17 protein-coding genes and 1 riboswitch are annotated in these 19,244 nt (G+C 69.6%); of the genes, 6 read left to right on the forward strand and 11 right to left on the reverse strand.

The genetic code is table 11. The features are described from left to right. Positions 1-17 precede the first annotated feature (17 nt). Positions 18-980: a helix-turn-helix domain-containing protein gene (locus ACIGXP_RS05965; RefSeq protein ID WP_363214470.1), complete on the reverse strand. Its 963-nt coding sequence runs from the start codon at positions 978-980 to the stop codon at positions 18-20. A 93-nt stretch (positions 981-1,073) separates the two neighbouring features. Between ACIGXP_RS05965 and ACIGXP_RS05970 the strand changes: the two genes are divergently transcribed. Continuing rightward, positions 1,074-1,271 (forward strand): hypothetical protein, encoded by a 198-nt coding sequence (locus ACIGXP_RS05970; RefSeq protein ID WP_399764451.1) that lies wholly within the window; start codon positions 1,074-1,076, stop codon positions 1,269-1,271. Positions 1,272-1,314: 43 nt separating this feature from the next. Here the strand turns inward: ACIGXP_RS05970 and ACIGXP_RS05975 are convergent, their stop codons facing one another. Together ACIGXP_RS05975 and ACIGXP_RS05980 are read right to left on the reverse strand one after the other, a co-directional pair. Then, complete coding sequence (locus ACIGXP_RS05975) at positions 1,315-2,328, reverse strand: ribonucleotide-diphosphate reductase subunit beta (protein WP_399764454.1); 1,014 nt, start codon at positions 2,326-2,328, stop codon at positions 1,315-1,317. Beyond that, positions 2,328-4,691 (reverse strand): ribonucleoside-diphosphate reductase subunit alpha, encoded by a 2,364-nt coding sequence (locus tag ACIGXP_RS05980; protein WP_363214467.1) that lies wholly within the window; start codon positions 4,689-4,691, stop codon positions 2,328-2,330. Before ACIGXP_RS05980 ends, ACIGXP_RS05975 begins: the two co-directional genes overlap by 1 nt. Positions 4,692-4,814: 123 nt before the next feature. Continuing rightward, positions 4,815-4,989: riboswitch (cobalamin riboswitch) on the reverse strand. 136 nt (positions 4,990-5,125) lie between these two features. On the opposite strand from ACIGXP_RS05980, the gene ACIGXP_RS05985 reads away from it, so the two are divergent. Then, positions 5,126-7,828, forward strand: a complete 2,703-nt coding sequence (locus ACIGXP_RS05985; RefSeq protein ID WP_399764457.1) for an NACHT domain-containing protein — start codon at positions 5,126-5,128, stop codon at positions 7,826-7,828. A gap of 50 nt (positions 7,829-7,878) precedes the next feature. Beyond that, a complete protein-coding gene (locus ACIGXP_RS05990) occupies positions 7,879-8,763 on the forward strand; it encodes a hypothetical protein (RefSeq protein ID WP_399764459.1) in 885 nt (294 codons plus the stop codon). Positions 8,764-8,801: 38 nt separating this feature from the next. On the opposite strand, the gene mctP is transcribed toward ACIGXP_RS05990, so the two are convergent. The 4 genes from mctP to nagB all read right to left on the reverse strand — a co-directional run bounded on the left by mctP (position 8,802) and on the right by nagB (position 12,559). After that, on the reverse strand, positions 8,802-10,430 hold the full coding sequence (gene mctP, locus ACIGXP_RS05995) for a monocarboxylate uptake permease MctP (RefSeq protein WP_399764462.1): 1,629 nt from the start codon (positions 10,428-10,430) through the stop codon (positions 8,802-8,804). Continuing rightward, entirely contained in the window at positions 10,427-10,708 is a 282-nt protein-coding gene (locus ACIGXP_RS06000; protein WP_399764465.1) for a DUF3311 domain-containing protein, read from the reverse strand. Before ACIGXP_RS06000 ends, mctP begins: the two co-directional genes overlap by 4 nt. Positions 10,709-10,842: 134 nt before the next feature. Continuing rightward, on the reverse strand, positions 10,843-11,607 hold the full coding sequence (locus ACIGXP_RS06005) for a GntR family transcriptional regulator (RefSeq protein ID WP_351238169.1): 765 nt from the start codon (positions 11,605-11,607) through the stop codon (positions 10,843-10,845). 166 nt (positions 11,608-11,773) lie between these two features. Further along, positions 11,774-12,559, reverse strand: coding sequence for a glucosamine-6-phosphate deaminase (nagB, locus tag ACIGXP_RS06010; RefSeq protein ID WP_399764469.1), 786 nt, complete (start codon positions 12,557-12,559; stop codon positions 11,774-11,776). Positions 12,560-12,706: 147 nt separating this feature from the next. Between nagB and ACIGXP_RS06015 the strand changes: the two genes are divergently transcribed. Together ACIGXP_RS06015 and ACIGXP_RS06020 are read left to right on the forward strand one after the other, a co-directional pair. After that, the gene (locus ACIGXP_RS06015; protein ID WP_399764471.1) at positions 12,707-13,336 is read left to right on the forward strand and encodes a TetR/AcrR family transcriptional regulator; all 630 of its coding nucleotides are present in this window, start codon (positions 12,707-12,709) and stop codon (positions 13,334-13,336) included. 331 nt (positions 13,337-13,667) lie between these two features. After that, positions 13,668-15,143: a sensor histidine kinase gene (locus ACIGXP_RS06020; RefSeq protein ID WP_399764473.1), complete on the forward strand. Its 1,476-nt coding sequence runs from the start codon at positions 13,668-13,670 to the stop codon at positions 15,141-15,143. 215 nt (positions 15,144-15,358) lie between these two features. On the opposite strand, the gene ACIGXP_RS06025 is transcribed toward ACIGXP_RS06020, so the two are convergent. Together ACIGXP_RS06025 and ACIGXP_RS06030 are read right to left on the reverse strand one after the other, a co-directional pair. After that, complete coding sequence (locus tag ACIGXP_RS06025; protein WP_003992873.1) at positions 15,359-15,616, reverse strand: WhiB family transcriptional regulator; 258 nt, start codon at positions 15,614-15,616, stop codon at positions 15,359-15,361. A 331-nt stretch (positions 15,617-15,947) separates the two neighbouring features. Continuing rightward, a complete protein-coding gene (locus tag ACIGXP_RS06030; protein WP_399764476.1) occupies positions 15,948-16,916 on the reverse strand; it encodes a diacylglycerol/lipid kinase family protein in 969 nt (322 codons plus the stop codon). Between the two features lie 221 nt (positions 16,917-17,137). On the opposite strand from ACIGXP_RS06030, the gene ACIGXP_RS06035 reads away from it, so the two are divergent. After that, positions 17,138-17,581, forward strand: a complete 444-nt coding sequence (locus tag ACIGXP_RS06035; protein ID WP_399764479.1) for a hypothetical protein — start codon at positions 17,138-17,140, stop codon at positions 17,579-17,581. 1 nt (position 17,582) lies between these two features. On the opposite strand, the gene ACIGXP_RS06040 is transcribed toward ACIGXP_RS06035, so the two are convergent. Beyond that, positions 17,583-18,674: an RNA polymerase sigma factor SigF gene (locus ACIGXP_RS06040; protein WP_399764482.1), complete on the reverse strand. Its 1,092-nt coding sequence runs from the start codon at positions 18,672-18,674 to the stop codon at positions 17,583-17,585. A gap of 17 nt (positions 18,675-18,691) precedes the next feature. Further along, positions 18,692-19,108 carry an anti-sigma regulatory factor gene (locus tag ACIGXP_RS06045; protein WP_067055564.1) on the reverse strand — a complete coding sequence of 139 codons (417 nt, stop codon included), beginning with the start codon at positions 19,106-19,108 and terminating at the stop codon, positions 18,692-18,694. Between the last annotated feature and the right edge of the window lie 136 nt (positions 19,109-19,244).

A 19,244-nucleotide genomic window follows, 5' to 3' on the forward strand; every position in this document is an offset into this window, starting at 1 on the left:
CTGGTACCGGCGCACGCTCAGGCGGCCTGAGGGCCCCGGAACGTGCGCCGGTAGGCGTTCGGGGTGGTGCCGAGCGCCTGGACGAACTGGTGCCGCAGCGCCGCCGCCGTACCGAACCCGGTGCGCCAGGCGATCTCGTCCATGGTCTCGTCCGTGCCCTCCAGCAACTCCTGGGCGCGCAGCACCCGTTGGCGCAGGATCCACCGGTAGGGCGTGGTCCCGGTCTCCTGCTGGAAACGGCGCGCGAAGGTGCGGGGCGCCATGTGGGCACGGGCGGCCAGCTGTTCCACGGTCACCTCCTGGTCGAGGTGCTCCTCCATCCACACCAGCACCTCGCCGACGGTGTCGCACGGGGCCTTGGGCAGCGGCCGCTCGATGTACTGCGCCTGCCCGCCGTCCCGGTGCGGCGGTACGACCATCCGGCGGGCGATCTTGTTCGCGACCTCGGGTCCCTGCTCCTTGCGCACGAGATGCAGACAGGCGTCGATCCCGGCGGCGGTGCCGGCCGAGGTGATCACGGGATCCTCGTCGACGTAGAGCACGTCCGGCTCGACGGCGACCGTCGGATACCGGCGGGCGAGCTGCTCCGCGTGATGCCAGTGCACCGCGCACCGCCGGCCGTCCAGCAGCCCCGCCGCGGCCAGCAGGAACACGCCGGAGCAGACGCTGAGCACCCGTGCCCCCCGCTGGACGGCGCGCCGCAGGGCCTCCAGCAGCTCCTCCGGGTACTCCCGTACGGCATAGGTCTCCCCGGCCGGGACGGCGATCAGGTCGGCCTCCTCCAGCCGCTCCAGCCCGTAGGGGGTGGACACGGTGAACCCGCAGTGGGTGCCGAGGGTGGGCCCCTCGGCGGAGACCACGGCGAAGTCGTACACCGGCAGCCCCTCGTCGCTGCGGTCGATGCCGAACACCTCGCACACGACACCCAGCTCGAAGGGATGCACCCCGTCCAGCAGCACGGCGGCCACGTTCTTCAGCATGCTGCCAGTGTGCCGGATCAGTGGCAGCAATTCGAGGGTGTACGGCAGTCCTGCCACTCACGGACGAGGAGTGTTCCGCGCGACAGTGAGGGCATGAACGGAAACCAGATCCAAGGCCTCATCGGCATGCTCGCCACCTTCGGGATCCTCGTCCTCATGATTCTCCCGTCCGCGATCGGTGCCGTGCGGGAATGGAGCATCGACCGGCAGCTCAGGCGGGCGGAGCACGGCGAAGGGGAGGCGGCGCCGAACCGCCCCCACAGCCGTCACGGCGTGGCCCACCCCGCCTGAGGGAACACCTGCGCGAGCCCCGTGTGCCGAAGCAGCGGGACGGTCAGAAGTCCTCGTCCAGGTCGACCGTGCCCTCCACGGCGACCTGGTACGCCGACGGGCGGCGCTCGAAGAAGTTCGTCAGCTCCTGGACACCCTGCAGCTCCATGAAGGAGAACGGGTTCTCCGAGCCGTACACCGGTGCGAAACCGAGGCGGGTGAGGCGCTGGTCGGCGACGCACTCCAGGTACTGCCGCATCGACTCGGTGTTCATGCCCGGCAGGCCGTCACCGCACAGGTCGCGCGCGAACTGCAGCTCGGCCTCGACGGCCTCCTTGAGCATGTCGGTGACCTGCTGCTGGAGCGCGTCGTCGAACAGCTCCGGCTCCTCCTTGCGGACGGTGTCGACCACGTCGAAGGCGAAGGACATGTGCATCGTCTCGTCGCGGAACACCCAGTTGGTGCCGGTGGCGAGACCGTGCAGCAGACCCCGGCTGCGGAACCAGTACACGTAGGCGAAGGCGCCGTAGAAGAACAGGCCCTCGATGCACGCGGCGAAGCAGATCAGATTGAGCAGGAAGCGCCGGCGGTCGGCCTTCGTCTCCAGGCGCTCCAGCTTCTCGACCGAGTCCATCCACTTGAAGCAGAACCCGGCCTTCTCCCGGATGGAGGGGATGTTCTCGACGGCCGCGAAGGCCGCCGCCCGGTCGTCCGGGTCGGGGAGATAGGTGTCGAGCAGCGTCAGATAGAACTGGACGTGCACGGCCTCCTCGAAGAGCTGCCTGCTCAGATACAGGCGCGCCTCGGGCGAGTTGATGTGCTTGTACAGCGTCAGGACCAGGTTGTTCGCGACGATCGAGTCGCCCGTCGCGAAGAAGGCCACCAGCCGGCCGATCAGGTGCTGCTCGGCCGCAGTCAGCTTCGCGAGGTCGGCGACGTCCGAGTGGAGGTCGACCTCCTCCACGGTCCAGGTGTTCTTGATGGCGTCCCGGTAGCGCTCGTAGAAGTCCGGGTAGCGCATCGGGCGGAGGGTGAGTTCGAAGCCCGGGTCGAGGAGGTTCTGGGGACGGGTGGACATTACTGGCAGGCCTCGCAGGACTCGGGGTTTTCCAGGGAGCAGGCGACCGCGTCGGGATCGGCGGCCTGCTGGACGGGGATGGTCTTCTGTGTCTGCGCCTGGGCGGCGCGGGCGATGCGCGTCGCGGGCCGCGAGCGCAGGTAGTACGTCGTCTTGAGCCCGGACTTCCAGGCGTACGCGTACATCGAGGAGAGCTTGCCGATGGTCGGCGTCTCCATGAAGAGGTTGAGCGACTGCGCCTGGTCGAGGAACGGGGTCCGCGCCGCGGCCATGTCGATCAGGCCGCGCTGCGGGATCTCCCACGCCGTGCGGTACAGGGCCCGTACGTCGGCCGGGATCCACGCGAAGTCCTGCACCGAGCCGTTGGAGTCGCGCAGCGCCTCACGGGTCCGTGCGTCCCAGACGCCGAGCTCCTTCAGATCCTTCACCAGGTACGAGTTGACCTGCAAAAACTCACCGGACAGCGTCTCGCGCTTGAACAGGTTCGACACCTGCGGCTCGATGCACTCGTACGCGCCCGCGATGGAGGCGATGGTGGCGGTGGGCGCGATCGCCAGGAGGAGCGAGTTGCGCATGCCGACGGCCGCGATCCGCTCGCGCAGGGCCGCCCAGCGCTCCGGCCAGGTCAGCTCCACCTCGTAGTGGTCGGGGTGCAGCACACCGCGCGCGGTACGGGTCTTCTCCCAGGCCGGCAGCGGGCCGTTCCGCTCGGCGAGGTCGGCGGAGGCCTCGTACGCGGCGAGCATGATGCGCTCGGCGATCCGCGTGGACAGGGCCTTGGCCTCCGGGGAGTCGAAGGGCAGGCGCAGCTTGAAGAACACGTCCTGCAGACCCATGGCACCGAGGCCGACGGGCCGCCACTTGGCGTTCGACCGGCCCGCCTGCTCGGTCGGGTAGAAGTTGATGTCGACCACACGGTCGAGGAAGGTGACGGCCGTGCGGACCGTCTCGTCGAGGCGCTGCCAGTCGATGTCACCGCCGCTCACGAACGCACCGAGGTTGACCGACCCCAGGTTGCAGACCGCCGTCTCCCCGTCGTCCGTGACCTCCAGGATCTCGGTGCAGAGGTTGGAGGAGTGGACGACATGGCCGGGCAGGGCGGTCTGGTTGGCGGTGCGGTTCGCCGCGTCCTTGAAGGTCATCCAGCCGTTGCCGGTCTGCGCGAGGGTGCGCATCATCCGGCCGTACAGCTCGCGGGCCGGGATCGTCTTCTTCGCGAGCCCCGCCGCCTCGGCCTTGCGGTAGGCGGCGTCGAACTCCTCCCCCCACAGGTCCACCAGCTCCGGCACGTCCGCCGGGGAGAACAGCGACCACTGTCCGTCGGCGTTGACCCGGCGCATGAACTCGTCCGGGATCCAGTGCGCGAGGTTCAGGTTGTGCGTACGGCGGGCGTCCTCACCGGTGTTGTCGCGCAGCTCCAGGAACTCCTCGATGTCGGAGTGCCAGGTCTCCAGGTAGACGGCCGCGGCGCCCTTGCGCCGGCCGCCCTGGTTCACGGCCGCCACCGAGGCGTCCAGGGTCTTCAGGAACGGCACGATGCCGTTGGAGTGCCCGTTGGTGCCGCGGATCAGCGAACCGCGGCTGCGGATCCGGGAGTACGACAGACCGATGCCGCCGGCGTGCTTGGAGAGCCGGGCCACCTGGTGGTAGCGGTCGTAGATGGAGTCCAGCTCGTCCAGCGGGGAGTCGAGGAGGTAGCAGGACGACATCTGGGGGTGGCGGGTGCCGGAGTTGAAGAGCGTGGGGGAGGACGGCAGGTAGTCGAGGCGGCTCATGAGCCGGTAGAGCGCGGCGACTTCGTCCAGGGAGCGGACACTGTCGTCCTCGGCGAGGCCTGCGGCGACCCGCAGCATGAAGTGCTGGGGGGTCTCGACGACCTTGCGGGTGAAGGGGTGCCGGAGCAGATACCGGCTGTGCAGCGTGCGCAGCCCGAAGTAGCCGAAGCGGTCGTCGGCGCCCGTGTCGATCAGCGCGTCCAGCCGCGCGGCGTGCACCCGCGCGAACTCGGCGGTCCGGTCGGCGATGAGCCCCTCCCGGTGTCCCACGGCCACGGACTCGGTGAAGGACGTCACGCCCTGCGAGGCGGCCTCCGCGCGGATGGTGAGGGTCAGCAGCCGGGCGGCCAGCCGGGAGTATGCGGGGTCCTCGGAGATGAGCCCGGCGGCGGCCTCCGTGGCCAGCTCCCGCAACTCCGCCTCGTCGGCGTTCGCCGACCGGCCACGCAGGGCGGCGGCGGCGACCCGGCCGGGGTCGGTGTCGGGGAGGTCGGCGGTCAGCTCGGTCAGGGTCCGCAGCAGCGCGGCACCGGGACCGTCGGTCTCCAGGCCGTCGGCTGAAGCCGGGTCTGCTGGCGCGATGGTCACGTGGGGCTCTCCCTCGCTCGGCACGGGGGCCTGGCGGAGGGCGGGGGCAGCCACGAGCGCACACGGCGTCGCGTCCACCGGCCCACTCCACGAGGCCCGGACGTCTCAGGGCACACCGGCCGGACGGCCGGGTGCGCTGTCGGCAGGTCCTCGGACTGACTCCTGTGCACGGCGTTCAGGGAACGGACACACACAAGTACACCGTTGCGGGACAGTTCCGGATTCGCACCGGATTCCCCTGCGGCGACAGCGAGGATGAGCATACATCTAGTGCCGGGCTGTCAGGTCACCCCCAGATGTTGTGTCTGTTGTGTGGTGCGGTGGCTTCGGAGGGTCAACTTCCGAGTTGCAGGGCCCGGCTGGAGTGTTTCCATGGAAGAAGGTGCCCCGCGGGTCCTTCGTGCCGAGAGCCGGCCTCGGAAGGAGAACGCACCATGACGAGGATCGTCCGTCATCCGCCGGGCAAGGTGCGGCCTCGCAGCGCGCCGATGGCGACGCTGGAGGCGAGACACGTGTGGCGCCGGGTCAGGCGGTTCTTCCTGGTCCACTGGCACCATCTGACCATCAAGCTGGAGGCCCGCCGGGACACCACCCGCCCCAAGAACTGGCGCAGGTGGTTCTCGTACACCAACGCGATCCGGGTTGTGTGGCTGATCCTCCTGACCGCACTCCTCGCCTGGGCCGCGGAAGGTCTCTGGATCCTGTTCACCCATCACACGACCGCGTTCGAGCAGTGGCGGAGGAGGTCGAGCACCGGGTTCGACTCCGTGCTCCGCTTCGTCGGTCCGCTTCTCGCCGCTTCGGTGGCCGCCGCTTTCTTCCTGTTCTTCTGGTACAGCTGGAGCAAGCGGCGCTACGTCGCCAAGGCGCGCAAGCACCCCCGCAAGCTGGTGCTCACCGCCGGGCCCGACATGGCCGAGATCGTGGGCCGCGAGGAGGTCGCCCGGGTCATCGCCCAGAGGCTGCGGCAGCGCGAGACCCGCCGGCCCTATCTGCTCGTCGGCGGTGTCGGCACGGGCAAGACGGCCGTCCTGGTGCGGCTGACCGAGCTGCTGGCCCGGCAGCACGCCGTTCCCGTGCCGATCCGGCTGAGGGACGCAACCGGTGCCGATCTGAACTTCGAGCGCATGGCCAGGCAACGGTTCGCCGAGGAAGCGCCTCACGGCATTCTGGCGCGCACCAAGAGCGACCGGATCTGGCAGCAACTGCTCGCCGACGACAAGGTGGTCGTCATCGCCGACGGCCTGGAAGAAGCGATCCTCGACGAGCGCTTCCAGGAGGACCGGGACAACATCATCCGCAGGGCCATCGAGCGCGCCCACGAGGAGAAGCTGCCCCTCGTCATCGCCTCCCGGCCGCACAGTCCGCTGGAGAGCACCCCCGCCGCGATCGTGGAGCTGGAGCCGCTGAGCGAGGAGTCGGCGCTGCACTTCGTCGAGGCGCGGGTCCCGGAGACGGACGAGCGCCGCGTGGACTGGATCGTGGAGACCGCGGAGGTCACCGAATCGCCGATCTACCTGCAGATCGCCCGCGAACTGCACCACCACGGCGACCTCGAACGCGTTCGTCCGCGCAACGACAAGGACCGGCTCGACACCCGCAGTTGGGACCGCAGCACGCTCCGGCTGTGGCTCCTGGAGACCTGGGCCCACGCCATGAGCGACGGCCGGCTGCGCGAGGACGTCGAGCTGAGCCCCCGGGAACGCAAGGACACCGTCGAGGTGGTCTCCGCGCTCGCGTGCATCGGACTGCTCCAGGACAAGCTGGAGGTCGGCTTCGCCGAGCTGCTGGACAGTGACGTCCACCCCGGTCCGGCGCGGCGGACGCGGGCCCAGGCGGACCACCTGCGGACCAGGGCACGCCGTTTCGACCGGTACGGCAAGCGCGGGAACACCTTCTCGGAGTGGCACCGGGAGCGGATCTGGAACACGCTCTGCGAGCACCTGAGCAAGGAGGAGAGAGAGCATCTGGCCAAGGGGAACATGGGCCAATGCCAGGCCGCGCTCGCCCGCTTCGCGGCCCATGCGGACAAGCTGCAGCTGGTGGAGAGCTTCGAGAAGAGGGTCCGCTTCCCGCACAGCATCATCCAGGCCTATTTCGGGTTCCGCATGTTGCAGTACCTCAAGGAGCGCTCCGCCGGCGAGCTCGTCCAGCAGGCGCTGCAGCCGCCGGGGCCCAGCCGTGAGCTGCTCATCGCCCTGGTGCTGCTCTCCCGTGACCGGGCGGTGGAACAGTCGGCCAGGGGAGGCAGCATCGGGGCCGAGGTGCACAAGTACTGGGATGAGAGGGTGCGGCAGGCTCCCGTGTACGGCCGCACCATGGCCGACCGGCTCTTCACGGCCGCGAACCGCCGCACGGACGACCCCAAAGCCCTCGATCTGTACGCGGCGGCCCTGGAGATCGACAGCATGGAACCCCGGCCGCAACTGCTCGGCGACATCGTCGCGGAGGTGCACAAACGCTGGTGCGCCATCAAGGGCGACCGTCGCACCCTTGAGGACGCGAAGCTCGGACTGCTGAAGCAGCTCGGCACGGCACTGCGCGCGGTCTCGGAGAAGACCGACACCATGCAGCTCTACGACCACCTCTTCCAGATCGGCAAAGCGGAGCGCTCGTACGCCGTGCGGCTGGCCGCCGCCCAGGAGTTCGGCAGCGGCGGAACCGACGCGTTCGCAGTGATCCGGGACAGGATCGGCCTGAACAACGACCCGGTCAGGGAGTACAACAAGCGGGTCAGCCGGCTGAGAGCCCGCAAGAGGAACGCTTACCAGCACTGGACCGAGAGGATGCGGAACGCGAGGGCCGACTCTGGGTTCTCGCGGGAGGAGATCTACCGGCTGCAGGAGGACCGGAGGAAGATCAAGCGGAACTACCGCGAGGCCCGTATCAAGCTGTTCAGGGAGTTCGTGATGCGGGCCTGGATGATCCCCATGCTCCTGGGCTCCGTCGACGACGCCCACCGGGACGAGGCACGGGACCGCCTCACCAAGTGGCTGCGCCACCTCGACCCGAAGTACACCCATGGCCCCCCGACCTGCCGCTCGCCCTGGAAGCCGCGCTGGCCCAGGGCTTCAAGCTCGCGGCCAACCGCCGCAAACGCCATCCCGACTCGTACCCGGGGAGCCGAGCCGATCTGATCCGGCAGGCGGAGACGGTGCTGCAGCAGTCACGGTGCTGGTACACCCAGGTGACCCTGCTTCAGGCGCTGTGTCTGTGGGAGCTCCCGGACTGCACCGGACGCCGCGAACAGGAGGCGGACAGCGCGCTGTGGCAGGAGGACGACGGCGACCGGTCGCGTGCGCCGTCCCGGGCGATCGGCGGGTCCAGCGCGGTGCAGACGGTGCAGCGCTGGCTGTCGATGGCGGGCACGGTGAACGGCGCTCCCGGCCGCCCCGGCGTGAACGGCGAAGCGCCCCAGCGGGTCCTGCATCCGTTCGTCGCCGAGGCGGGCGACCTGGTGGCCATGGCGCTGGAGACCGGGCAGCCCGAGCGCTTCCTCTGGATCGACGAGAAGACCGTCACCGACAACATAGGCTCGCGCACCGTCGTCAACCGGGGCTACCGCAAGCACAACCTGTGGATCCCGCCCTCCGTCGGGTGGAGCACCCTCGACGGGCGCGCCCAGCGCCTCGTCGCAGACGTGCTGATCATGCTGAACCTGATGGAGCGGGACGGGTACCCCGACGAGGTCGAGGAACGGATGGCCCGCGCCGAGCGTCCCGGTATGCCACTGCCACCGTGCATCTGCACGAGCCGTGAGCCGCTGCGGGCCGGGCTGCGGCCCGGCACCTCGGCCGCGCACGATCCGGGTACCACCTGTCTGCCCGACTGCAAGTTCCAGCTGTGCCCCTACCCGCCCCGGGGCGGGGTGCCCCGGGGCGAGGTCCGCGAGCCCTTCTGCCGGCAGCAGCAGGTCCTGCTGCCCGGAACCATCCGCCGCTGCTTTCCCAGGCTGGTGCACCGAAAGACACCGCCCTGGGTCAGCATGCGCGTCCGCGAACTGGACCGCTTCTGGGACGCGATGGCCGGACGCACACGGGACGAGGGCGTCCGGCCGAGGCGCGTGGGCTAGGGGGTGTCGTTTGGATCATCCCGGCGTCGCGGGGTCCCCTAGTGCGCGCTGCCCGCCGTCGCCGACGGCAGTTCCACCTGGACGCCGGGGTCGCCCGCGTCCGCCGTGTAGTCGGCCGGGCTGGTCTCGTCGATGCCCTCGGGGGCCTTGGCGGCCTTGAGGACGAAGGTGAGGACCACGGTCACGGCTACGTTGAGGACGAACGCGGTCAGGCCGATGTAGCCGATCTCCCCGATGCCCGGGATCTCCTTGGCCGAGCCGCCGAAGTGCTTCTGGGTCGGCGAGGCGACCCCGTACGCCGCGACCGTGCCGTACACCATGCCGACCGCCCAGCCGGCGAGCAGCGCCCAGCGGTGGAACCAGCGGGTGAACAGGCCGCCGACCAGGGCCGGGAAGGTCTGCAGGATCCAGATGCCGCCCAGCAGCTGGAAGTTGATCGCGACCGTCTTGTCCATGGTGAGGACGAAGACCAGGGCGCCGACCTTCACCAGCAGCGAGACGATCTTGGAGACCTGGGCCTCCTGCCGGGGAGTGGCGTCCGGCTTGATGAAGTCCCGGTAGATGTTGCGGGTGAAGAGGTTCGCCGCCGCGATCGACATGATGGCCGCCGGTACGAGAGCGCCGATGCCGATCGCCGCGAAGGCCACGCCCGCGAACCAGTCCGGGAACATGTCCTCGAACAGCTGCGGGATGGCCAGCTGCCCGTTGGTGACCTTCACTCCGGCCGCGATCGCCATGAAGCCCAGCAGGGCGAGCAGACCGAGCATGAGGGAGTACAGCGGCAGGATCGTGGTGTTGCGGCGGATCACCTCACGGCTCCTGGAGGACAGGGTCGCGGTGATCGAGTGCGGGTACATGAACAGCGCGAGCGCCGAACCCAGGGCCAGGGTGGCGTACGTCCACTGGTTCGCCTCCGGGGGCACGAGCGCGCCGCGCGGCTTGCCCGTCGCCGGGTTGACCTGGCTGAACGCGTGGCCCGCCTTGGCGAAGACGTCGTCGAAGCCGCCCAGCTTGATCGGGATGTAGATGATCGCCACCCCGATGACGATGTAGATCAGCGCGTCCTTGACGAAGGCGATCAGGGCGGGCGCGCGCAGGCCGGAGGAGTACGTGTACGCCGCCAGCACGCCGAACGCGATCAGCAGCGGCAGGTCCTTCACGAACCAGTTGGTGGTGTCCCCGCCACCGACGCCCATCACGTCCAGCACCGCCTGGATGCCGACGAGTTGCAGCGCGATGTACGGCATCGTCGCCAGGATGCCGGTCAGCGCCACGGCCAGCGACAGGCCCTTGGAGCCGAAGCGGCCCCGGACGAAGTCCGAGGTGGTGACGTAGCCGTGGCGGTGGCTGACCGACCACAGGCGCGGCAGGAAGGTGAAGATCAGCGGGTAGACCAGGATCGTGTACGGCACCGCGAAGAAGCCGGTGGCGCCCGCCGCGTAGATCGCCGCCGGCACGGCGACGAAGGTGTACGCCGTGTACAGGTCGCCGCCGAGCAGGAACCAGGTGATCCAGGTGCCGAACGACCGTCCGCCCAGGCCCCATTCGTCCAGGGAGTGCTCGTTCTCGGCCTTGCGCCAGCGTGCGGCCAGGAAGCCCATGACCGTGACGGCCAGGAAGAAGAAGATGAAGACGCCGAGCGCGACGCCGTTGACGTCGTTCTTCACTTCGCCTCACCGCCCTTCGGGGACACGGGGGAGGCATGGGAGGCGCGGGCGCGCTGGTCGCGCTGCCACAGCTTGTACGCGGCCATCGTCAGGGCGGTGGAGATCAGCACCCAGAGCATCTGGTACCAGTAGAAGAACGGGATCCCGACGAAGGCCGGGTCCGTCTTGGCGTAGGAGCCGACCCAGAGCATCGCCACGAAGGGCGCGACGAGGCAGAAGGCGATGATCACCCGGACCGGGGTGACGAGCGGTGGTCTCACTTCAGGTGTGTCGGACATGCCAAGGCTCTCCGTCCCCTCGCTGATCACCTGTGTAATGCGCAGGCAATCTAGGTGACGGTGTCGCGACAGTGGAAGACCTCGTCCGTATATCGGTATATCGATTCAGCGAACGTCCACCAGGCCCACCGGTCCTACTCGGCGGGCCGCTTGAGCCGTGCGACGAACTTGTAGCGGTCCCCGCGGTACACCGACCGCACCCACTCCACCGGCTTGCCCTCGCGGTCCAGGGAGTGGCGGGAGAGCATCAGCATCGGCAGGCCCACATCGGTGCCGAGCAAACCCGCCTCGCGCGGCGTGGCCAGCGAGGTCTCGATGGTCTCCTCCGCCTCGGCGAGGTGGACGTCGTAGACCTCGGCGAGCGCGGTGTAGAGGGACGTGTACTTCACGAGCGACCTGCGCAGTGCCGGGAAGCGCTTGGCGCTCAGATGCGTGGTCTCGATGGCCATCGGCTCGCCGTTGGCCATGCGCAGCCGCTCGATGCGCAGCACCCGTCCGCCGGCGGCGATGTCCAGCAGCCCGGCGAGCCGGTCGTCCGCGGTGATGTAGCCGATGTCCAGCAGCTGCGAGGTGGGCTCCAGGCCCTGGGCGCGCATGTCCTCGGTGTAGGAGGTGAGCTGCAGCGCCTGGGAGACCTTGGGCTTGGCGACGAAGGTGCCCTTGCCCTGGATGCGCTCCAGCCGGCCCTCCACGACCAGCTCCTGCAGTGCCTGGCGGACGGTGGTGCGGGAGGTGTCGAACTCGGCCGCCAGGGTGCGCTCGGGCGGCACCGGCGTGCCCGGGGCCTGCGTCTCCGTCATGTCGAGCAGGTGCTTCTTCAGGCGGTAGTACTTGGGCACGCGCGCCGTACGGACGGTCGTGCCGGCCTCGTTCTCCGCACTGCTGACGTCGGTGCTCATGCTCTGCCTTCCCGGCTCCGGATGCCGAAAGCGACCGACTGGCATCGGCCACGGGTCACATCGTGGCACGGCTTCGTGTGTCACGAGTCCACCCCGCACGCTCCGTGATCTCCTCTGTATACCGTCGCACCTGCTGTTGGTCTAGGCCACCACCCCCTGTGCTTGATCAGATGCCCTGCCAGTCCGGCTTGTTGGCGTAGGTGTGCCGGAAGTAGTCGGCCAGCTTGAGCTTCGAGGCGGCGGCCTCGTCGACGACCACCGTGGCGTGCGGGTGGAGCTGGAGCGCGGAGGCCGGGCACACGGCCGCGACCGGCCCCTCGACGGTCGCGGCGACCGCGTCCGCCTTGCCCTCACCGGTCGCCAGCAGCACCAGATGCCGGGCTTCCAGGATGGTGCCGATGCCCTGGGTGATGACGTGGTGCGGGACCTGCTCGATGTCGCCGTCGAAGAAGCGGGCGTTGTCGATCCGGGTCTGCTGGGTCAGTGTCTTGATCCGGGTCCGCGAGGCGAGCGAGGAGCACGGCTCGTTGAACCCGATGTGTCCGTCGGTGCCGATCCCGAGCAGCTGCAGGTCCACTCCGCCGGCCGCGGCGAGCGCGCGGTCGTACGCCTCGCACGCCGCCTGTACGTCCCGGGCGGTGCCGTCGGGTCCGACGAACGCGTCCATGCCGATGCCGAGCGGCTCCAGCACCTCCCGGCGCAGCACCGAGCGGTAGGACTCGGGGTGGTCGGCGGGCAGCCCCACGTACTCGTCGAGCTGGGCTATGCGCGCCCTTGAGGTGTCGACGGCGCCGGAGCGGACCTTGGCGGTCAGTGCCTGGTAGACGGGCAGCGGGGTGGAGCCGGTGGCCACGCCGAGCAGGGCGTCGGGCTTGCGTCGCAGCAGCTGGGCCATGGCTTCGGCAATCAGCTCGCCGCCCGCCGCGGCATCCGGAACGATGACAACTTCCACGCTGGGCCTGCCGTTCTGAAGTGGGCTCGTGCGTCTCTATGTGGTTTAGACCAATCTAGCAGAATCGGCGGGCGCGGGTGCGGGTCCGGGCGCGGAAACCCGGCACGACGGGGTCATTTCTCTAAGGTCCGCTATAAAATGCCTTCCATGGCGGCACTCGGGCACACGGAAGAGCAGGTCAAGACGCCGAAGGGGCGTGGACGGCCGCGTTCCTTCGACCGGGCCACCGCCCTGGAGAAGGCGCTCATGGCCTTCTGGGAGCACGGATACGAGGCCACCTCGGTCGCCGACCTCACCCGGATCATGGGCATCGGGGCGCCGAGCCTGTACGCGGCCTTCGGTGACAAGCGCACCCTGTTCGAGGAGGTCGTCCGGGTCTACACCGGCACGCACGGCGCCTTCGTCGACCGCGCCCTCGCCGAGGAGCCCACCGCCCGCGCCGCCGTCGCGCGCGTGCTGCGCGAGGCCGCCGCCGAGTACACCGACCCCGCGCACCCGTACGGCTGCCTGGTCGTGCACGCCGCCACCAACTGCACCAGCCCCGAGGTCGAGGAGCTGCTGCGCGCGCGGCGCAACGACAGCATCGCCGCCCTCGAATCCCGGATCCGGGCGGACCTCGCGGCCGGGCGGCTGCCGGCAGACGTCGATGCCGCCGCCCTCGCCCGGCACGCCGGTGCCATGATCCAGGGCATGTCCCAGCAGGCTCGTGACGGAGCGAACCGCAAGGAACTGGAAGCGCTCGCGGAAATTGCCATGGCCATCTGGCCCCGCGACTGACCGAGGCGGGCTAGGCTGCGTGGCATCGGGTGCCATCAGTCGTGCATGCCGACGAGACCATGGACACATCGTTGTGGTCTAGTCCACAATCGACAAGAACACATCAACGTGGAACAAGCCTCCGTCTTCCCCGCACAGGAAGGCGGATCGAGGAACCGGCGCTCTCTGCCCTGACTGCCCCGGCTCCTCGACCTTCGGCCGATCGGGACCGCACACCCCACGGCCGATGATGCTCCGGGCTGCGGTGCCGGGAGGGTTGAGGGTCCCTTCCAGGCGCCGCGGCCCGCGGGTGTTTTCCGGCCACCCACGGCCCGCGGGTACGCTCGCAGACGTGCCCTCCATGAACGAACTGGTCCGCCAGCACACCGCCCTCGACGACTCCGACCTCGAGTGGCTCCATCTGCTGGTCTCGGAGTGGCAGCTGCTCTCCGACCTCTCCTTCGCCGACCTGGTCCTGTGGGTCCCCACCCGCGACGGCACGCGGTACGTCTCGGTGGCCCAGATGCGCCCCAACACCGGCCCCACCTCCTACCAGGACGACATGGTCGGCCACCTCGTCCCGCGTGGCCGCCGGCCCATGCTGGACGCGGCACTGGACGAGGGCCGGATCGTGCGCGAGGGCGACCCGGAGTGGCGCGAGGAGGTCCCCGTACGGGTCGAGTCCATTCCCGTACGACGCGAGGGCCGCGTCCTCGGCGTGATCGCCCGCAACACCAACCTGCTGACCGTCCGCACCCCGAGCCGTCTGGAGCTCACCTACCTCCAGAGCGCCTCCGACCTCGCGCAGATGATCGCGGCAGGATCGTTCCCCTTCCCCGACCAGCAGGTCGACATGGACGCCTCGCCGCGCGTCGGTGACGGACTGATCCGGCTGGACGCCGACGGCATCGTCCAGTACGCCTCCCCGAACGCGCTGTCCGCCTACCACCGCCTCGGCCTCGCCGCCGACCTGGTCGGCCAGCACCTCGGCCAGACCACCGCCGAACTCGCCCCCACCCGGGGGCCGGTGGACGAGGCGCTCGCCAAGGTGGCCAGTGGCTGGGCGCCGCGCGAGTTCGAGATCGAGGCCAATGACGGGGTCATCCAGTTCCGGGCCATCCCGCTCAAGCCCAAGGGCACCCGGATCGGTTCCCTGGTGCTGTGCCGGGACGTCACCGAACTGCGGCGCCGCGAGCGGGAGTTGATCACCAAGGACGCGACCATCCGGGAGATCCACCACCGGGTGAAGAACAACCTCCAGACGGTCGCCGCGCTGCTGCGGCTGCAGGCCCGGCGCATCGACTCCGAGCGCGGCCGGGAGGCCCTGGAGGAGGCCGTCCGCCGCGTCGGCTCGATCGCGATCGTGCATGAGACGCTGTCTCAGAACCTGGATGAGCGCGTGGAGTTCGACGACATCGCCGACCGCGTGCTGGCGATGGTCGCCGAGATCTCGCCGGGCAAGGTGACCGGCCGGCGCAGCGGGCGCTTCGGCATACTCGACGCCGAGGTGGCCACCCCGCTGTCGATGGTCCTCACCGAGATCCTGCAGAACGCCCTGGAGCACGGCTTCCGCGAGGGCGACACCGGCACGGTCGAGGTGTCGGCGGTGCGTGGGGGTACGACGAAGGAGGCCCGCCTTCTCGTCACCGTCCAGGACGACGGCGTCGGCCTGCCCGAGGACTTCGATCCGCACCGCTCGGGAAACCTGGGGCTGCAGATCGTACGAACGCTGGTGGAAGGGGAGTTGGGCGGTTCGTTCGACATGGTTCCCGCACCGGGGCGGGGGACCCGGGTGATCCTCGACATTCCGGTGCGGGCGCAGAAGTGAGCTGCGGGCGCTGAAGTGGGGCACGTCACCCTGTCCTGAGGACGTTTGAGCACAGCAAAAAGCCCCGGACCGTCATGGGTCCGAGGCTCGTGCTCGTGCTGCTCTGCTAAATCGCTAGCGGCATCGGGGGATACTGCGCGCTGCGGCTCGGGGGCGGGAGATGCGTGCGTGCTGCACGCGCCGCCAAGCTCAGGCTGTCAGCAGGGGTGGGTGTGTCAGGCGGAGGCCTGACGGGCCCGGTTGCGGGCGGCGCGGCGCTTCATGGCGCGGCGCTCGTCCTCGCTGAGACCACCCCAGACGCCGGAGTCCTGGCCGGACTCGAGCGCCCACTGCAGACACTGCTCGATCACCGGGCAGCGACGGCAGACGGCCTTGGCTTCCTCGATCTGCAGCAGCGCAGGACCGGTGTTGCCGATGGGGAAGAAGAGCTCGGGGTCTTCCTCGCGGCAAACGGCGTTGTGACGCCAGTCCATGGCTGCTACCTCTCCTAGGTTCTCTGAACGTATTACGTGCAGGTTGCTTGTGAATGTGAACGCTTTCACGAATCCCTCAACAAGTGAAGGGCCGACCGCCGAGTCTTCCCCGGCGTGGTCCTTGGTTTGAAGAGGGGTTCCGGTGATCAGTGGAGGCCGGTGTTGCGGGCCGTCCCGATCGCCACGTAGAGACTCGCAAACCTCAGCGGCGGATACAACCCCTTCCGGAAAGTTTTTTTTGATTCCTCGGTGTCGACTAGGTCACAGCCGTACTTCCATGGGGTGGATCCTGGCCTAAACGTTCGAGTGAAAGGACTTTTGCGTCTTCCGCTCACACAATCACACGCAGTGCACGGCGTACGCCTGTGAACGTCACGCTCGTACGCAGCCCCAGGTGGTCACCGTCCATCTGCAGGGGGAGAGGCACCTTCGAATGCAAGGTGAACCGGTCCAGATCATGCAGGGAGAGCACGTGCTTGCCATGGGGGCCGCGCTCGGGGGACGAAGTGAGCAACTGGGTGCCATACCGGGCAACCGAGGCCGTCGACAGACGGCTGAGACCGAGCACGTCGATGCCGGTGTCGAACGAGGCTTTAGGTGACGTGTACATGGGGCGATTGCCGAGATACGTCCACGGGGACGTGTTCGAGACTATGGCGACCACAAGATCACCGATCGGGTCCTCGCCGGGCTGCTCCAGCGTGATGGAGCCGTGCCGCCGGTTCGGCTCGCCCAGGAACTGCCGGATCACCTGCCGTACGTACAGCGCGTGCGTCGACTTCTTGCCCCGCTCGCGCTGCTGCTCGACCCGGCCGACCACGCCCGCGTCGAAACCGAGGCCGGCATTGAAGGTGAACCAGCGGTCCGGGACCGCCTCGTCCTCGGTGCCGGGCGTGCCCGAGGTCAGCCCGAGCCCGACGACGCGCTCGCTGCCCTCCCGCAGGGCGTCCAGCAGGGCGCCGGTGGCCTCGACGGGGTCGTTGGGCAGGCCCAGGGCGCGGGCGAAGACATTGGTGGAGCCGCCGGGGACGACGGCGAGACCGGGCAGGCGCTCGGGGTCGGGGCCGGCGTGCAGGAGGCCGTTGACGACCTCGTTGACCGTGCCGTCGCCGCCGAGGGCCACCACGAGGTCGATGTCGTCACTGTCCGCCGCCTGCCGGCCGAGGTCGCGCGCGTGGCCGCGGTACTCGGTGGTGACCGCCTCCAGCTTCATCTCGCTCGCCAGCGCGTGGATCAGGACGTCGCGCCTGCGTGCGCTTGTGGTGGTTGCCGCCGGATTGACCACGAGAAGTGCACGCATGGAGGGCAGCGTACCTACTGGGGGGTACTGGGCGTAGAGCGAGGTAGGGATCCGGTAAGAGGTGGGGGCGTGACAGTGGACACGGTGCCGGGCCGCGGGGTGCGGCTCCGCTGCCGGGCGCGGGTCCTCGGTGGCCGATCGCGCCCACGGCGGAGCCGCACATCGAGACGGCCCCGCGCCCCTTTCGGGGCGCCCCCACCGCCCACCGTTACCCTGCTGGGGTGAGCAGTGAGCAGAGTCCCGCCCAGACCACCGCCGAAGCCGCCGGTCCGCGCCCCCGTCGGCTGACGTACGCCGCCGTGCTGGCCGGGCTGGAGGGCGTCGCCCTCGCGGTCGGCGGTCTGTGGGTGCTCGTGCTGGGACTCACCGGCTCCCCGGACGACCGGCAGCAGGCCGTGACCCTGGGGATCACCCTGGTCGTGCTCGCGCTGCTGCCGCTGCTCGCCGCGCGCGGACTGCTGCTGCGGCGCAGTTGGAGCCGCGGCCCCGCGGTGATCACCCAGCTCATGGCGCTGCCGATCGCGTACAACCTGATCCATGCCGACAGCGTGGCCATCCCGGCCGGTATCGCCCTCACGGCCGTCGCCGTGGCGGCGCTGGTGCTGCTCGTCAACGGCGAGACGACCCGGGCCCTCGGCATCAAGGGACCGGGCCGCGCCGAGTAGATCACTCCTCGACGAGCAGCTTCTCCCGCAGCTGCGCCAGTGTGCGGGCCAGCAGCCGGGAGACGTGCATCTGGGAGATGCCGACCTCCTGCGCGATCTGCGACTGGGTCATGTTCCCGAAGAAGCGCAGCAGCAGGATCCGCTTCTCCCGCGGCGGCAGATCCTCCAGCAGCGGCTTCAGCGACTCCCGGTACTCCACGCCCTCCAGCGCCTCGTCCTCCGCGCCGAGGGTGTCGGCGACCGCGGGGGACTCGTCGTCGGTGTCGGGGACGTCCAGGGACAGCGTGGAGTACGCGTTGGCGGACTCCAGGCCCTCCAGGACCTCCTCCTCGGAGATCGCGAGCTTCTCGGCCAGCTCGTGCACGGTGGGGGAGCGGCCGTGCAGCTGGGACAGCTCGGCCGTCGCCGTGGTCAGCGAGAGCCGCAGCTCCTGCAGCCGGCGCGGCACCCGGACCGCCCAGCCCTTGTCGCGGAAGTGCCGCTTGATCTCGCCGACGACCGTCGGGGTGGCGTACGTGGAGAACTCCACGCCGCGCTCCGGGTCGAACCGGTCGACGGACTTGATCAGACCGATCGTGGCGACCTGGGTGAGGTCGTCCAGCGGCTCGCCGCGGTTGCGGAACCGGCGTGCCAGGTGCTCCACGAGCGGCAGGTGCATACGGACCAGCTGATTGCGCAGCTCGGCGTACTCCGGGCTGCCCGCGTTCAGCGTGCGCAGCTCCACGAACATCGCCCGCGCCCCGCTGCGGTCCTGGGGGCCGTGCTGTGCTGCCTGCACGGCCTCCGCGCCCGGCGCGTCGTCCTCGGCGTTCCGCTCGTGCTCGCTCATCGTCCCGCCCGTAGCCCTTCCCCGAGCCCTGGCCGCCGCGCGGGGTCCCACCGCGGGGGCGCCCTCAACGGAACCGTCACCGCCGGCCCGCGCGGAGTCGTCCTCCGGGTGCGGTCTGGCCTGCTCGGGGATGCCGTCGATGCCGTCCGCCATGCGCCGGGAACCGTCCCCGGGGCCCTCCCCGGGCGTCTCGGCCGTCCTCGGCCAGGCGGCACCCCCGTCCCCGACCGGCAGCTCCCGTGTGCCGCGCTCTTCGTCACGCACCGGACCGTCCCCGTTCCTCACGCCGGCCCAGGACCTGCGCCGCGCTGTTTGTAGAGGCTGATCGACACGGTCTTGTCCTCGTCGACGGCGGACGAGACCTTGCCCGCGAGGGCCGACAGCACGGTCCAGGCGAAGGTGTCCCGCGAGGGGGCGTGACCGTCCGTGGTCGGCGCCGCGACCGTGACCTCCAGCGAGTCGTCGACGAGCCGGAAGACACAGCTGAGCACGGAGCCGGGCACCGCCTGTTGGAGCAGGATCGCGCAGGCCTCGTCCACGGCGATCCGCAGATCCTCGATCTCGTCCAGGGTGAAGTCCAAGCGGGCCGCCAGACCGGCCGTGGCCGTCCGCAGCACCGACAGGTAGGCACCCGCAGCCGGCAGCCGGACTTCCACGAAGTCCTGATTCGCCGCGGGCTCGCCTGCGATCTGGGACACCCTCACCTCCATGGTGGTACAAGCTTTACGGGGCCGAGGGTTGCCCCCCGGGGTAACGCGTACGTGGTTCCGCGGTGACGCTATCGCGCTCCGAACGTTCCTGTCCCGGGACCCCCAACCCCCTTGGCGTCACTCA

Origin of the sequence: Streptomyces sp. NPDC053069 (assembly GCF_044546895.1) — a bacterium.
Taxonomy (GTDB): Bacteria; Actinomycetota; Actinomycetes; order Streptomycetales; family Streptomycetaceae; genus Streptomyces.

What these genes read in the sequence shown, in the direction of transcription:
- ACIGXP_RS06000 (WP_399764465.1), bottom strand. Translation starts at nt 10,708, where the DNA reads ATGTCCGACACACCTGAAGTGAGACCACCGCTCGTCACCCCGGTCCGG.
- ACIGXP_RS06025 (WP_003992873.1), bottom strand. Translation starts at nt 15,616, where the DNA reads ATGGACTGGCGTCACAACGCCGTTTGCCGCGAGGAAGACCCCGAGCTC.
- ACIGXP_RS06030 (WP_399764476.1), bottom strand. Translation starts at nt 16,916, where the DNA reads ATGCGTGCACTTCTCGTGGTCAATCCGGCGGCAACCACCACAAGCGCA.
- ACIGXP_RS06005 (WP_351238169.1), bottom strand. Translation starts at nt 11,607, where the DNA reads ATGAGCACCGACGTCAGCAGTGCGGAGAACGAGGCCGGCACGACCGTC.
- ACIGXP_RS05975 (WP_399764454.1), bottom strand. Translation starts at nt 2,328, where the DNA reads ATGTCCACCCGTCCCCAGAACCTCCTCGACCCGGGCTTCGAACTCACC.
- ACIGXP_RS06015 (WP_399764471.1), top strand. Translation starts at nt 12,707, where the DNA reads ATGGCGGCACTCGGGCACACGGAAGAGCAGGTCAAGACGCCGAAGGGG.
- ACIGXP_RS05985 (WP_399764457.1), top strand. Translation starts at nt 5,126, where the DNA reads ATGACGAGGATCGTCCGTCATCCGCCGGGCAAGGTGCGGCCTCGCAGC.
- ACIGXP_RS05965 (WP_363214470.1), bottom strand. Translation starts at nt 980, where the DNA reads ATGCTGAAGAACGTGGCCGCCGTGCTGCTGGACGGGGTGCATCCCTTC.
- ACIGXP_RS05970 (WP_399764451.1), top strand. Translation starts at nt 1,074, where the DNA reads ATGAACGGAAACCAGATCCAAGGCCTCATCGGCATGCTCGCCACCTTC.